This is a genomic window from Nocardioides campestrisoli, assembly GCF_013624435.2.
GTDB lineage: Bacteria > Actinomycetota > Actinomycetes > Propionibacteriales > Nocardioidaceae > Nocardioides > Nocardioides campestrisoli.
The window spans coordinates 470226-483599 of record NZ_CP061768.1; the positions used below are offsets into that span (position 1 = coordinate 470226).

Below are 13374 nucleotides of genomic sequence, written 5' to 3' on the forward strand. Positions count from 1 at the left end.
CCGTCATGTTCAAGAACTTCTGGTACGCGGTGGAGTTCAGCTCCGACGTGAAGCCCGGGAAGCCGATGAAGGTCAAGCTCCTGGGTCAGCAGCTGGTGCTGTACCGCAAGCACAGCGACAACTCCGTCGTGGCGCTCTCGGACCTGTGTGTGCACCGTGGCGCGGCGCTCTCCGACGGCGAGCTCAAGGGCGACTGCGTGGTCTGCCCCTACCACGGCTGGGAGTACAACCCCGGGGGCGTCGTGGAGAAGATTCCGGCCCACCCCGACAAGGGCATCCCGCGCAAGGCGCGGGTCGACTCCTACCCGACGCAGGAGAAGTACAAGTTCGTCTGGGTCTACATGGGCGACCTGCCCGAGGAGGAGCGCCCGCCGCTCCCCGACTGGTCGGTCATCGACGACGACGTCAACTACCGCGCCGTCACCGGCGAGTTCCTGTGGAAGTCGAACTACGAGCGGATCCTCGAGAACGGCGTGGACGTCGCGCACACCCCGTTCGTGCACGGCGGCGTCTTCGGCAACAAGGAGAAGCCCGAGGTCCCCGAGTTCCAGATCGAGGAGTCCGAGTGGCACTGCAAGGTGTCGATCGAGCTCAACCCGCCGCGCTCCAAGGGCCTGTGGGGGATGATCAACCCGAACAGGCAGGCCCTGGCCGACCGGCCTCCCGTGCCGGTCTCCACCACCTGGTGGCTGCCCAACATGATCCTGCTCGAGATCGGCACCCCGATGGGGGCGCTGAAGATCTTCGACGTCAACATCCCGATCGACGAGGAGACCACCCTCGTCAAGTTCGTCGCGCTCCGGTCCTTCTTCAAGGGGGCCTGGGCCGACCGTGACGCCCGTCGTCGGATCTTCAAGGTCCTCTACGAGGACCAGGCCATCGTCGACGCCGTCCGGCCCGAGCTGCTGCCGTTCGACCTCTCCGCCGAGCTGCACGTCAAGAGCGACTACAACGCGATCAAGTACCGCCGCCGCCGCCAGGAGCTGATCGAGGCCGGCTGGGGGGTGGAGGACAACACGATCGTGGGTGAGGGGCCCGCCCGGGTCGAGGCGCGGGTCATCCCGTCGCCGGTGCGCAAGGAGGTCCCCGAGCTCGCCAGCGCCTGGAACTACAAGGAGGTCCGCAGCCGCGAGCTGCGGATGGGCCGGGGGGAGTCCGAGGTGCCGGTCCGCACCGAGCGCCGGCTCGTGATGGACGACCCCGAGCCGCCGAGCGCGGCCGAGCCGACCCAGGCAGCAACCACCCAGGACTCCACCCAGGACTCCACCCAGGACAAGGAAGTGAAGGCATGAGCCTCCCCGAAGCCCTCTGCACCAACACCCTCGAGACCCTGGTCGCCCGGGGCGGGCTGACCGAGATCACCGGCGCGGACGGCGGGGCCTACCAGGTCCTGCACTCCGCGATGGGTCCTGACCCGGTGGGGTCGGTGCGCATCTACTCCGGCGAGCGGATCGCCAAGGCCGTCTACGTGGGGATCGTGGTGCCGCAGATCGGGCTCGACAGCCACATGGTCTTCGCCTTCATGCCCGAGGACAGCCCGGTCCCGCACTTCACCCTGGACTCGGTGGCGGCGGGCGGGCACCTGGCCTTCCACCTCGACCTGATCCAGCGCGCCGATGCGGGCACCCACATGGTCTACAACGACTGGGCGCACACCCCGCTGACCGACACCTACAAGGAGGTCCTCGCACTGGAGGGTCTGTCGCGGGCCGAGCTGGACAACCGTCAGCTCACGGTGATGTCCGCCTGGATGCTGGCGAGCCGCGCCACCCCGGAGGCCTTCGGACAGCTCGACAAGCCGGTCGCCGCCTACCTGGAGCACTGGTTCTCGCTGGTCGAGGGCGACGTGCCGGCCGAGGTGCAGGCCGACCTGGCCGACACCGACCTGGCCGAGCGCGACGCCCGCAACCGCGCCCTGCTCTTCAGCCCCGAGGTGGACAAGGTGTGGGCGCAGATCTCCCGCCTGATCACCGAGCCCGTGGCCGAGGGGATCCGGGCGCAGCTGGTGAGCAACGAGCTCCCGGCATGAGTGAGGCCCAGCCGAGCGAGTGGCAGAAGCGGATCGAGGGGGAGTGGCACGGGATCCCCGGCCTCTTCGACGCACAGGGCAACCACGTCGGCTTCGAGTACATCGCCCGCGCCAGCGAGGTCACCGCGCAGGGGACCCGCTACTGGATGGACTCCAAGCTCTCGGGCTCCGGCCCGCTGCGCAGCCGCTTCGAGCTGGGCGCCCAGTTCGACTTCGGCGTCGTCGACTCGGACGAGAACCGGGTCTACACCGGGCCCGACTTCTACGGGACCGGACAGCCCTACGGCCTCTTCGTCGACGCCCACTACTACTCCCCGGGCTGGCAGGCCGACCTGCGCACCTGGAACCAGGTGCTGGCAGACGGGGAGACCCAGGTCTACTCCTCGGTCCTGCACGACGGTTGGTCGGTGTGCGCAGTCTTCAACGGCGTCTACAAGCGGACCCTGGACCGGGAGACCAACCCCGAGACGCAGCGGTTCGTCGACCAGTGGCGTGAGCTGGAGCAGCAGCGGGGCTCCCGGCCCCAGGTGCTGCCCACCAAGCAGGCGGGCGCCTGGGTGGGGACGCTCTTCGTCAACGGCGCCGACCAGGTGGGCGAGGGCAAGGTCGAGGTGACGATCGAGCACGACCCGACGTCGCTGCGCTCCGCGCGCCAGCGGGTGACCTGGGTCGGCGACCTGGACCGGCAGTACACCTTCGACCGCCACCGCGACGGGGCACGCACGATGTACGAGGGCCCCGAGGTCTACGGCAACGCGACCGCCTACGGCCGGGCGCTCTTCACGAGCCAGCACCTGGTCGGACCGGACGCCACGGGGGTGGAGAAGATCAAGGGGCGGGAGTTCCTCATCGACCCCGACACCCGGGAGCTCGCCGTCGTGTGGCAGCTGTTCCGCGGGGACACCAGCACCCACTTCGTGCACGGCTCGCTCGTCTGGGAGCCCCGATGAGCGGCGAGGGGCGGGTGGTCGTCGTCACCGGCGGCACCCGTGGCATCGGCCTCGGCCTGGCCCGCGAGCTGCTGGCGCGCGGGTGCCGGGTGGTCATCTGCGGGCGTACGCCGGAGGCGGTCGCCAAGGCGCTCGCCGAGCTCGGCGCGGGGGACCGTGCCACCGGTCTGGAGGCCGACGTCTCCGACCGGGAGGCCGTGCGCCTGCTCTGGGGCCACGCGACGGCCACCTTCGGCCAGGTCGACTTCTGGATCAACAACGCCGGGCTCTCCACCGGTCGGGGCTCGCTGCACGCCATCGACCCCGACGAGGTCGAGGCTGTGCTGGCGGTCAACGTCCTGGGGGTGGTCAACGGCTGTGCCGTGGCCTCCGAGGGGATGGCCGCGCAGCCGGAGGGCGGCTGGATCTGGAACATGGAGGGCTTCGGCTCCCGCGGGGAGCACCAGGACGGCATGGCGGTCTACGGCGCCTCCAAGCGAGCCGTGCAGTACCTCACCGAGGCGCTGGTGCGGCAGGCGAAGGGCACGCCGGTCAACGTCGGCTTCCTCTCACCCGGCATCGTCGCGACCGACCTGCTGGTGGGGGACTACGCGGACGACCCGGCCGGCTTCGAGAAGGTCAAGAAGATCTTCAACATCCTGGGCGACCGGGTGGAGACGGTGACCCCCTGGCTGGCCGACCAGGTCCTGGCTGCGACCAAGCACGGCGTCCGGGTCGCCTGGCTGACCCGGGGCAAGGCGGCGAGCCGCTTTGCGACCGCCCGCTTCACCAAGCGCGACATCTTCTCCGAGGCCCCTTGATGTCGACGGTGATGTCGTCGGCACGCGGGGTGGACGTCTGCGCCGAGTACGGTCTCGCGCTCGCACTCGAGGACTTCGTCCCGGTCGTGCTCGCGGGAGCCGCGCTGGTCTTCGTGGCCCGGGCGGTGCGGGGACGGGTGCCCAGCGCCTTCCCGGTCGCCCTCGTCGGGGCCCTGGTGGTGACCCTGGGCGGTCTGGGGAAGGCCACCTGGAAGCTCCTGGTGGCCACCGGGTGCTGGGAGTACCCGATCCTGGAGAACCTCCTCTTCCCCTGTCTCTCCTTCGGGTTCGCGGCGCTGTCGTGGGCGTTGCTCAGCGCGGTCCGCGGCAGCACCGTCACGCCGTGGCCGTTCGCCGGCTTCCCTGTCGCGGCGGCGGTGGGCGCCGTGTGGATGGGGGACACCTGGCCGCTGCTGATCGCGGCGGCGGTGGGGGCCACCTTCCTCGGGCTGACGGCCGCGACCTACGCCTTCCGCCAGGGCAAGAGATCGGTGGGTGTGCTCTTCGTCGTCTACGTGGTGGGCACGAACGTGCTCCCGCCGCTGGCCGCGCAGCCCAATCAGTCCGCCGAGCTGCAGTGGGCCGAGCAGCTGACCAACTCGGCGGTGCAGCTCTGCTTCCTGCTGGGTGCGCTGTGGCTGCACGAGCAGATGAGCAGGCCTCCCGCCTCGGCCGCCGCCGAGGAGCAGGAGGAGGTGCCCGCATGAGCGGGACCGACCGGTTGGGCTGGCGCCGCAAGTTCGGCGTCATCGCGCCCAGCACCAACACCATCGTGCAGCCCGAGTTCGACATGATGCGGGTGCCGGGCGTGACCTCCCACTACGGGCGGATCCTGATCCGGGACGGACGGATCGGCGACGACGAGGGGATGGAGGCCCTGCTCGAGCAGATCCGGGCCTCGATGGCCGACTGCGTCGAGGGCATCATGACCATGGAGCCCGACTACCTGGTGATGGGCATGAGCGCCGAGACCTTCTGGGACGGCGTGGAGGGCAACCGTCAGTTCGTGCAGCAGATCAAGGAGCTCTCGGGCGGCCTGGGAGTGGCCACCGGCGCGGAGGCGTGCGAGCGCGCGCTGCACCTCTACGGCGCCCGCAAGATCGCCGTGGTCACGCCGTACACCCCGCTCGGCGACGCGAACGTGCGCAGGTTCTTCACCGAGCTCGGCTTCGAGGTTGGCCGGATCGAGGGGCTGAGCTGCCCCGACGCGGTCTCGATCGCCCAGGTGAGCGAGCAGACCCTGCGCGAGGCGTTGCGCGAGGTCGACGACGACGACGTGGACGCGATCGTCCAGTGCGGCACCAACCTCTGCATGGCCGAGCTCGCCGACGAGGCGGAGCGCTGGCTCGGCAAGCCGGTGATCGCGATCAACGCCGCCACCTGGTGGATGGCGCTGCGCGAGAACGGCATCGAGGACCGCCTGCACGGCTACGGGTCGCTGCTGCGGGACTTCTGAGCCGGACGCCGACCCGGGCTCACCCCACGACGACCTGGGCTCAGCCCACGACGACCTGGTCGATCGGCACGTGCGGCTCCACGGCGGGGAAGACCCACGTGATCAGGACGACCAGCACGAGCAGCACCAGCAGCACGGACTGGACGACCTTGACCGGGATCGAGCCCGGCAGCCTCCGCCAGATCCACGCGTACACCTCAGACCTCCAGCCCGTCGGGGGGACCAGCCGCGGGTGATCTCCGCTCCACCAGCTGTGCGCCGACCACCAGCCGTTCCGTCGATCCCCACCGTGGGTGGCAGGTCACCAGCGTCATGGTCCTGGCGGTGGGCCTGCGGCCGGGCTGACCCGGGACCGGTGCGACCACGTCGACCTGCGTCGGGGCGATGATCCGGGACCAGGTCACCTGGTAGGTGTACCAGCCGTCCGCCGCCTCGACGTGGACCTCGTCGCCCTCGACCAGCTGGTCGAGGGCGGCGAACGGCTCCCCGTGGGTGGCGCGGTGGCCGGCGACGGCGTAGTTGCCGACCTTGCCCGGGAGCGCGGTGCCCGGGAAGTGCCCGGGCCCGTCGTTGAGGGTCTCGAGGTCGACCCCCTCGACCACCACCCACTCCCAGTCGACGCCGAGCCGGGGGATGTGCAGCACGTTGAGGCCGTCCCCGGTGCGGGGCTCGAGCGTGCGCCCCTGGGGGTGCTGGCGCTGCTCGGCCCGGAACTCCTCGAGATGGTCCGCCTGGGCGTAGTGGGTCTGCACGTTGGTCCAGACCAGGAGGTAGAAGGCGAACGCCGCGAGGAGCGCCCCGGTCGTGAGCATCAGCTCGGCCAGGCCCCGCACGGCCGTGGCGCCTGCGGCTCTCCATGTGCTCGACACCACATGAATATATCATCTAGAGTCGGCTGCCCCAGGTGATCCAGTCCCGCGGCCCAGTCGCTCAGGAGTGCGCATGCCGAACAGACGTGTCCGCGGCTTGCTCGCGCTCGCGGTCCTCGTCGGATCGGTCCTGCCCGGTCTCGCGACCACCAGCGCCGCGGCCGACGTGCCCGGGATCGCGCCCTCGGGTGGATGCTGGACCTACGTGCCGGCGCCGATGACAGGCGTCGAGGAGCTCGCGGGTCACGCCGACGTGAGCACGACGCTGGAGCCCTGGACGGTCGCGCCGGTGCTGCCGGAGGTCGGTCTCGCGACCAGCGGGGCGACCGCGGTGGGCGGTGCCCGTGGGCTGTCGGTAGGCCTCTCGGGCGGGCCGGCCGTCGCCCCCCAGCCGGCCGAGACGACCGGCACGGTGACGTACCTGCTCGACGCCGTGGGCCCCACCGGGGTCCGCGCCGCCCTGCCGTCGGTGGCCGCGGGCTTCACCCTCGCCGCCGGGATGACGGCGATCCCGGCGACCACGGCCACCGGCGTCCTGCCCCTGACGGTGGCGGGCTCCACCACCCTGGTCCTGCGCGGCGTGGTCTACGACCTGCCCGCGCTCGGACAGCGGATCGTCTGCAACGGGCAGGCCGAGGGGATGCCCGGAGGTGTCAACCCGGCGACCACCCCCCTGGACCCCGGCGTGGCCACCACCTACGTCGTCGCACCCGGCACCTCGCTGGTGGTCTCCGAGGTCGGGGGGCAGCGGGTCACCACCGCCGCCCGTGCGGGCGACACGCTCGGCCTGACCCTCGGCGGGTTCCCCTCCGGGCGTGCTGTCGAGCTCACCCTCTGTGCCGCCGGCGAGGATCCGGCGACGCCGTACGCCTGCGGCACCCCGGTCGGCGTGCCCGCGGCGGCCGACGGCTCGGCCGTCGCCTGGGTCCCCGTGCCGGAGGAGGTCGCTCCCGGCGACGGCCTCCTGCGCGCCTCGGTGGTGGGGGACGTCCCGCTGGTGGTCGAGACGCCCCTCCAGATCCTCGGTGAGCCGACCGTGTCGCCGCACGAGAAGGCAGGCCCGCGGAAGTGGCGCCTGATCGGGGACCAGTGGGACCCGGGCAAGCCCGTCCGGCTGAGCCTGCGCGACGCGGACGGGAAGCAGATGGGTCCCCGAGTGGTCGTCGAGGCCGGCCCGCGCGGGCGGATCCGGGCCAGGCTCCCGGTGCCCTCGCGGCGCGAGGTCGTCGAGGTCCGGGCCGTGCAGCGCTCGGGCGGGGCACTCTCGGTCACCCTCGACCTGGACGAGGCGGGGTTGACCGGCTCCCGGCCAGGACGCGAGACCGAGCCCCGGAGGAACGGGGGCGGGGGCGAGGGCTCGCCCGAGCCCCGGCCGACACCTCCCTCCAGCGTGCCGCGCTCAGGGGTCCCGGTGGTGGTGACGCCGGTCGAGATCCCCGAGCCGCTCGACCTGGACGTCGACGTCGTCGACGGCGAGGTCGAGGGGGAGGGCGACGACCCGCGGGAGCAGCTGGCGCCGGTGGCCCGGGGCGGGGAGGTCGCGGTCACCGAGGCGGTGCTCGTCGGCTCGACGGACCTGGGCGACCTGTTCGGTGGAGCGCCGTCGCGGGTGCTCCGGCTGTCGCTGGAGAACGTCGGCCGGAATCCTGCGCGGGCTCCGGGGCTGACCGTCGCCGTGGGCAAGGACGAGGACGCCGGGCCCGTCTACCGCAGTGACGGCGTCGGCACCCTCGCGCCCGGGGAGACCCGCGTCGTCGAGGTCCCCGTCTCGCTGCCCACCGGCGCCTTCGGGACCTACGTGGTCTCCGGTCAGGTGGGCGACGGCGCGATCGGTGGCTTCGCCGTGACCTGGCAGACCTACCCCTGGGGGCTGCTCGCGGCCAACCTGCTCGGGGTGCTGCTGATCGCGTGGGCCGTGCGGCGCCGCAGCCGGCAGGTCCGCCCCGACGTGGTCGCGGCACTGGCACCGCCTGTCGCCGCCGGGCGGCCGTCCGTGCGGGACGGCGAGGCGGTCATCGACCTGGCCACCCTGGCGCGCTGGTGGGAGCTGCAGGCGGTACGTGCCGGTGGGGCGGGCGTCGAGGGCGCGACGGTCACCGCTGCCTCGGACGACGCGGTGATCGACCTCGCCGCGCTGGACCGGTGGATGGCGACCCGGGAGCTCTCGCCGGCAGAGCGGGCCTGAGACCCCCTGGCGGAAAAAGAGATATCGTATATAGTTTCGGCCACGCCCGATCGAGAGGGAGCCATGGCTCACGCAAGGGAACGCCGTTCGTCACGGCGCACGGACCGGTCACTGCTGCTGCGCTCCGGTCTGACCTGCGCCGCCCTCTGCCTGGCCCTGGTCGGCTGCGGCGCCCTGCTGCCAGGCGGCGGCGGGGGCGAGGTGGACACTGCCACGGCGGGTCCCGGGACCACCGACGAGTCGGTGAAGGTCGTCTTCGTCGGGGTCGACCTCGACAAGGTCAAGGAGACGACCGGGTTCACGACCGCCTCGATCGGTGATCCCGAGAAGCAGGTGCAGGCCCTGGAGGAGTGGGTCAACGACAACGGCGGCCTGGGCGGACGCAAGCTGGACGCGGTCTTCCGCTGGTACAACGCGGAGACCGACTCGCCGGCCACCGAGGAGCAGCTCTGCAACGAGGTCACGCAGGACGAGCAGGCGTTCGCGGTGGTGCTCACCGGTCAGTACCAGTCGAACGCCCGTCCGTGCTACGCCCAGCGGAAGACGCTGATGCTCGACATCTCGCTGGTGGCCAACGACCGCGTGCTCTACGACGAGCTGGCCCCGTACCTGTGGGCGCCGAGCTTCCCCGAGTACGACGCCTTCGTCTCCTCCTACATCAAGGCGCTCGACAAGGAGGGCTTCTTCGAGGGCCGGGACAAGGTCGCGATCGTGGCGGCCGACTCCCCGGTCAACGACCGGACCGTGAAGAACCTGGCGGTGCCGCAGCTCGACGAGCTCGGGATCGACGCCGAGGTGGCGTGGGTCGACACCACCGACATCGGCACCTTGTACATGGGCCTGGAGCAGGGCGCGATCACCTTCGCCACCGCCGACATCGACCGCGTGATGTTCCTGGGCGGTTCGCGGCTGGCCTCGATGTTCGCGACCATCGCCGGCTCGAAGGAGTTCGACGCCACGTACGCCATCTCCAGCTACGACAACCCCTCGTTCTTCGTCAACAACCCGGGCACCGTGCCCAGCGACACGATGAAGGGCATGGTCGGTGTCGGCTTCCACCCGCCCCAGGACGTCGCGGACGACCAGATGTCGTTCCCGGCCGAGGGCGCGGAGCAGGAGTGCCTCGACATCTACGCCGAGGCCGGGGAGACCTTCGAGACCCGTGAGGCGGCGCGCGTGGCGCTGCCCTACTGCGACGCCGTCAAGCTGCTCAAGCTGGGCGCGGACGGCGTCGAGGGCCCGCTCAACGCTGCGGCGTGGGGCGAGGCCGTCGACAGGGACGGCGGCGACTTCCAGACCGCCTCGGGCTTCGGCAACGCGATGGGCGACGGCACCCGTGCCGCGGCCGGGGCCTACCGGGTGATGAGGTTCGCCGAAGACTGCGACTGCTTCGTCTACGAGGGCGACGATGTCCCTTTCGACACGAAGTGACGCGACCCCCGCGCTGAGGTGCGAGGGGATCAACGCTTCCTACGGTCCGGTACAGGTGCTCTTCGGCGCCTCGCTGCGGGTGGAGCGCGGCGAGATGGTCGCCCTGCTCGGTCCCAACGGGGTGGGCAAGTCCACCACCTTGCGGGTGATCGGCGGGCTTCTGACGCCCACCTCGGGATCGGTCCACCTCGGTGGTCTCGACGTCACCGCCTGGTCGCCGCGCAAGCGGGTGCAGGCCGGCCTGAGCCAGGTCGTCGGGCAGTCCACCTTCGGCTCGCTCAGCGTGGTCGACAACCTGACGATGCACGGCTATGCGGCCAAGGACAAGAAGTGGGTCAAAGAGGCGGTCGAGGCCGCCCTGGTGATCTTCCCGCGGCTCGACGCCCGTCGGAACCAGGCCGCCTCCACGCTCTCGGGCGGTGAGCGACAGATGCTCGCGCTGGCCAAGGCGATCGTCAACGATCCCGAGCTGCTGGTCATCGACGAGTTCTCGCTCGGCCTGGCGCCCGTCGTGGTCGGCGGGCTGTGCGAGCTGGTCCGCCGGCTCAACGAGCGCGGCGCGTCGGTCCTCGTCGTCGAGCAGTCGGTCAACGTCGCGCTCTCGCTGGTCCACCGGGCGTACGTGATGGAGAAGGGCGAGGTCATCGCCGAGGACACCGCCGAGGCCCTGGCGGCCGACCCCGACCGGATCCGCGCCCTGATGCTCGGCGGCCACGTGGCGGAGGCGGTATGAGCCCCGTGCTGGAGCTGCCCCACGTGATGGCCCTGACCGACCTGCGATTCTCGCTGGCCGGTTTCGACTTCGGTGTCGACCGGCTGGTGCTGGGCCTGTTCGCCGGTCTCACCTACGGACTGCTGGCGATCGGCCTGGTGCTGGTCTACCGGTCGAGCCGGTTCGTCAACTTCGCCCACGGCTCGATCGGCGTCTTCGGCGCCTCCGTGCTGGGTCTGCTCGCCGCGGACTGGGGGGTGCCCTACTGGCTCTCCTTCGTGCTGGCCATGGCGGTGGCCGCGGGTCTCGCGGCCGGCATCGAGTGGTTGGTGGTCCGCCGCCTGACCGGGCGACCCACGATGATCGGGATGATCGCCACCCTGGGGCTCTCCCAGTTCATCCTGATCTTCGCGCTGATCATCAACGCCGACGGGGTCAGCGGCTTCACCTTCCCGCGCCCCCCCGGCCTGCCGCAGTTCGAGCTCGGCTCCACCACCATCAGCACGCCGTACGTCGCGATGGTCGTCCTCGGCCCGGTCCTGCTCGTCGCCCTGGCCTGGTTCCTGCGCGAGCACCGGGTCGGGGTCGCCATCCGCGCGGCCGCCGACGACGAGGACGCCGCGCTGCTGGAAGGCATCCCCGCGCGTCGGATGGCCACGCTGGCCTGGGCGATCGCCGGGGCCGTCGCGGCCTTCTCCGCCATGCTGGTCACGCCGACCACCGCGGGCCAGTCGATCGACACCCTCGGCCCGGACATCCTGCTCAAGGGCCTGGCCGGTGCAGTGATCGCCCGGATGTCCTCGATCCCGATCGCGGTGGTGGCCTCGCTGGGCGTCGGCGTGCTCGAGCAGCTGCTGCTCTCCAACCCGGACACGCGCAACGCCGTGCCGCTGGCGCTGGGTCTGGTGATCGTCGTCGCCCTGCTCCGCCAGCCCGCGCTGGGCCGCGCCGCCCGCGAGCGGGTCGGTTGGCAGCGGATCGTGATGACCCCGCTGCCGGTGGAGTACCGCCGGCTCTGGGCAGTCCGCTGGTTCCCCCGGGTCATGGGCACCACCCTGGTCGGGGGCGCGGTGGGCCTCGCCTACGTCGTCTCCAACTCCACGGCCTCGGCGATGACCAACGTGGTCGGCTTCGCGCTGGTCGGGCTCTCCGTCGGGCTGCTCACCGGGGTCTCCGGCCAGCTCTCGCTGGGCCAGTTCGCCTACGCCGGCATCGGCGCCGCCGTCTCGGTGCACGCGGTGGAGAACACCGGCAGCTTCGTCCTCGGCCTCGCAGCCGGCATCGCAGCCGCGGCGGCGGCCTCGGCGCTCGTCGGGATCCCGGCCATGCGGCTGCAGGGTCTGGCGCTCGCCGTCTCCACGCTGGCCCTGGCGCTGGCCACCACGAGCTGGCTGCTGCGCCTCGACAGCTTCCTGGGCTTCGGCGTCCAGCCGGCCAAGCCCACGGTCTTCGGCTACGCACTCACGATGGGTGTGGACTACTACCTCTTCGCCCTGCTGATGCTGGTCGTGGCCACCTGGCTGGTGGGCAACGTGCGGCACAGCGGCTTCGGCCGCACCCTGCAGGCGATCCGGGACAACGAGGACGCGGCGCGGGCCTTCACCGTCGGCGCGCGGATGCGCAAGATGCAGGTCTTCGCGGTCTCGGGTGCGGTGGCCGGGCTCGGCGGGGCCGTGATCGGGCACGGCCAGACGCAGCTGACGGTCAACTCGTTCCCGGCCTCGGCGAGCATCGACGTGGTGGCGATCGCGGTCGTGGGCGGCCTCGTGCTGACCGGTGGCCCGATCCTCGGTGCGATCATCCTGATCGGCATCCCCAGCATGTTCACCCTGGGCCTGGCCGGGAGCGCCGCGCTGTCGATCGGCTGGCTCCTGGTGGTCGTGCTGCTGCCCGACGGACTGGGCGGCCTGATCGCCCGGGCTCGCGACTGGTGGGCCGACGGTGTGGCCCGGCGCGCCGGCATCGACGTGCGCCACGCCAGGCACGGCTCGGACGACAAGCCGGTCTCGCCGCTCTCCTCCACGCTCCGGCTGGAGGGGTTGCGCCACGAGGGTCGTCACGAGCCCGAGCCCGACGGGCTCCCCGTGCTCTCGGTGGACGGCGTCTCCCGTCGCTTCGGCGGGGTGGTGGCGGTGGACGGCGTCAGCCTGGACGCCGTCCAGGGCGAGATCGTCGGCATCATCGGGCCCAACGGGGCCGGCAAGACCACGCTCTTCGAGATCATCGCCGGCTTCACCGCCCCCGACGGGGGCCAGGTCGGCTACGCCGGCCGCGACGTCACCGGGCGCACGCCCGAGCAGCGGGCCCGCCTCGGGCTGGTCAGGTCGTTCCAGGACGCGGCCCTCTTCGGCACGCTGACCGTGCAGGAGACCCTGATGCTCGCCCAGGAGCGGCTCGAGCCCTCCCGGCTCTGGACCGCGATGATGGGTGCCCGGGAGGCCGAGCAGCGCAAGGAGGAGAAGGCCGCCGAGCTCCTCGAGCGGATGGCTCTGACCCCCTTCGCCCGCCGGCAGATCTCCGAGCTGTCGACCGGCACGCGCCGGGTGGTGGAGCTGGCCAGCCTGCTCGCCCTGGAGCCCCGGGTGCTGTTGCTCGACGAGCCCTCGGCCGGCATCGCGCAGAGCGAGAGCGAGTCGCTCGGCGAGCTGCTGCACGGGATCCGCCGCGAGCTCGGCACCACGATGATCGTGATCGAGCACGACCTCCCGCTGCTCTCCCACCTCTGCGACCGGATGGTGGCGATGAACCTCGGTCGGGTCGTCGCGGTCGGCACCCCCGACGAGGTCCGCGAGCACCCCGAGGTGGTCCGGTCCTACCTCGGCACCGACGAGAGCGCGATCGCCCGTTCCGCCGTCCGCGCCGGCGGCCTCCCGTCGGTCGCGCAGACACCCCTCGACCCCCTGCCCGCAGCCCCGCAGTACCACCCCTGAGCCAAGGTCCGA

General features: G+C 71.6%; 12 protein-coding genes. 10 read left to right on the plus strand and 2 right to left on the minus strand.

The window, feature by feature from the left end; all coding sequences use genetic code 11:
• The first annotated feature begins 5 nt into the window (after nucleotides 1–5).
• Genes H8838_RS02255 through H8838_RS02280 form a run of 6 tightly spaced genes read left to right on the plus strand, consistent with a single transcriptional unit; the run spans nucleotide 6 to nucleotide 5235 of the window.
• Nucleotides 6–1292 carry an aromatic ring-hydroxylating dioxygenase subunit alpha gene (locus H8838_RS02255; protein WP_185995296.1) on the plus strand — a complete coding sequence of 429 codons (1287 nt, stop codon included), beginning with the start codon at nucleotides 6–8 and terminating at the stop codon, nucleotides 1290–1292.
• Nucleotides 1289–2029 (plus strand): hypothetical protein, encoded by a 741-nt coding sequence (locus H8838_RS02260; RefSeq protein ID WP_185995295.1) that lies wholly within the window; start codon nucleotides 1289–1291, stop codon nucleotides 2027–2029. Before H8838_RS02255 ends, H8838_RS02260 begins: the two co-directional genes overlap by 4 nt.
• The gene (locus H8838_RS02265; protein ID WP_181309698.1) at nucleotides 2026–2979 is read left to right on the plus strand and encodes a hypothetical protein; all 954 of its coding nucleotides are present in this window, start codon (nucleotides 2026–2028) and stop codon (nucleotides 2977–2979) included. Before H8838_RS02260 ends, H8838_RS02265 begins: the two co-directional genes overlap by 4 nt.
• Nucleotides 2976–3779: an SDR family NAD(P)-dependent oxidoreductase gene (locus tag H8838_RS02270; protein WP_185995294.1), complete on the plus strand. Its 804-nt coding sequence runs from the start codon at nucleotides 2976–2978 to the stop codon at nucleotides 3777–3779. Before H8838_RS02265 ends, H8838_RS02270 begins: the two co-directional genes overlap by 4 nt.
• Nucleotides 3779–4486 carry a hypothetical protein gene (locus H8838_RS02275; protein ID WP_185995293.1) on the plus strand — a complete coding sequence of 236 codons (708 nt, stop codon included), beginning with the start codon at nucleotides 3779–3781 and terminating at the stop codon, nucleotides 4484–4486. The genes H8838_RS02270 and H8838_RS02275 overlap by 1 nt, the downstream gene beginning before the upstream one ends.
• Nucleotides 4483–5235 (plus strand): maleate cis-trans isomerase family protein, encoded by a 753-nt coding sequence (locus tag H8838_RS02280; protein WP_185995292.1) that lies wholly within the window; start codon nucleotides 4483–4485, stop codon nucleotides 5233–5235. The genes H8838_RS02275 and H8838_RS02280 overlap by 4 nt, the downstream gene beginning before the upstream one ends.
• 40 nt (nucleotides 5236–5275) lie before the next feature.
• Here the strand turns inward: H8838_RS02280 and H8838_RS02285 are convergent, their stop codons facing one another.
• Both H8838_RS02285 and H8838_RS02290 read right to left on the minus strand, forming a co-directional pair.
• Entirely contained in the window at nucleotides 5276–5431 is a 156-nt protein-coding gene (locus H8838_RS02285; RefSeq protein ID WP_185995291.1) for a hypothetical protein, read from the minus strand.
• A 1-nt stretch (nucleotide 5432) separates the two neighbouring features.
• The gene (locus H8838_RS02290; protein ID WP_185995290.1) at nucleotides 5433–6104 is read right to left on the minus strand and encodes a class E sortase; all 672 of its coding nucleotides are present in this window, start codon (nucleotides 6102–6104) and stop codon (nucleotides 5433–5435) included.
• 73 nt (nucleotides 6105–6177) lie between these two features.
• Between H8838_RS02290 and H8838_RS02295 the strand changes: the two genes are divergently transcribed.
• The 4 genes from H8838_RS02295 (at nucleotide 6178) to H8838_RS02310 (ending at nucleotide 13362) form a co-directional block, all read left to right on the plus strand.
• Entirely contained in the window at nucleotides 6178–8289 is a 2112-nt protein-coding gene (locus H8838_RS02295; RefSeq protein ID WP_185995289.1) for a hypothetical protein, read from the plus strand.
• Between the two features lie 63 nt (nucleotides 8290–8352).
• On the plus strand, nucleotides 8353–9720 hold the full coding sequence (locus H8838_RS02300; RefSeq protein ID WP_181309687.1) for a type 1 periplasmic-binding domain-containing protein: 1368 nt from the start codon (nucleotides 8353–8355) through the stop codon (nucleotides 9718–9720).
• Nucleotides 9698–10453: an ABC transporter ATP-binding protein gene (locus H8838_RS02305; protein WP_185995288.1), complete on the plus strand. Its 756-nt coding sequence runs from the start codon at nucleotides 9698–9700 to the stop codon at nucleotides 10451–10453. Before H8838_RS02300 ends, H8838_RS02305 begins: the two co-directional genes overlap by 23 nt.
• Nucleotides 10450–13362 (plus strand): branched-chain amino acid ABC transporter permease/ATP-binding protein, encoded by a 2913-nt coding sequence (locus tag H8838_RS02310; RefSeq protein ID WP_185995287.1) that lies wholly within the window; start codon nucleotides 10450–10452, stop codon nucleotides 13360–13362. The genes H8838_RS02305 and H8838_RS02310 overlap by 4 nt, the downstream gene beginning before the upstream one ends.
• The last annotated feature ends 12 nt before the right edge of the window (nucleotides 13363–13374 follow it).

What these genes read in the sequence shown, in the direction of transcription:
- H8838_RS02300 (WP_181309687.1), top strand. Translation starts at nt 8,353, where the DNA reads ATGGCTCACGCAAGGGAACGCCGTTCGTCACGGCGCACGGACCGGTCA.
- H8838_RS02255 (WP_185995296.1), top strand. Translation starts at nt 6, where the DNA reads ATGTTCAAGAACTTCTGGTACGCGGTGGAGTTCAGCTCCGACGTGAAG.
- H8838_RS02310 (WP_185995287.1), top strand. Translation starts at nt 10,450, where the DNA reads ATGAGCCCCGTGCTGGAGCTGCCCCACGTGATGGCCCTGACCGACCTG.
- H8838_RS02265 (WP_181309698.1), top strand. Translation starts at nt 2,026, where the DNA reads ATGAGTGAGGCCCAGCCGAGCGAGTGGCAGAAGCGGATCGAGGGGGAG.
- H8838_RS02280 (WP_185995292.1), top strand. Translation starts at nt 4,483, where the DNA reads ATGAGCGGGACCGACCGGTTGGGCTGGCGCCGCAAGTTCGGCGTCATC.
- H8838_RS02260 (WP_185995295.1), top strand. Translation starts at nt 1,289, where the DNA reads ATGAGCCTCCCCGAAGCCCTCTGCACCAACACCCTCGAGACCCTGGTC.
- H8838_RS02270 (WP_185995294.1), top strand. Translation starts at nt 2,976, where the DNA reads ATGAGCGGCGAGGGGCGGGTGGTCGTCGTCACCGGCGGCACCCGTGGC.
- H8838_RS02305 (WP_185995288.1), top strand. Translation starts at nt 9,698, where the DNA reads ATGTCCCTTTCGACACGAAGTGACGCGACCCCCGCGCTGAGGTGCGAG.
- H8838_RS02275 (WP_185995293.1), top strand. Translation starts at nt 3,779, where the DNA reads ATGTCGACGGTGATGTCGTCGGCACGCGGGGTGGACGTCTGCGCCGAG.
- H8838_RS02295 (WP_185995289.1), top strand. Translation starts at nt 6,178, where the DNA reads ATGCCGAACAGACGTGTCCGCGGCTTGCTCGCGCTCGCGGTCCTCGTC.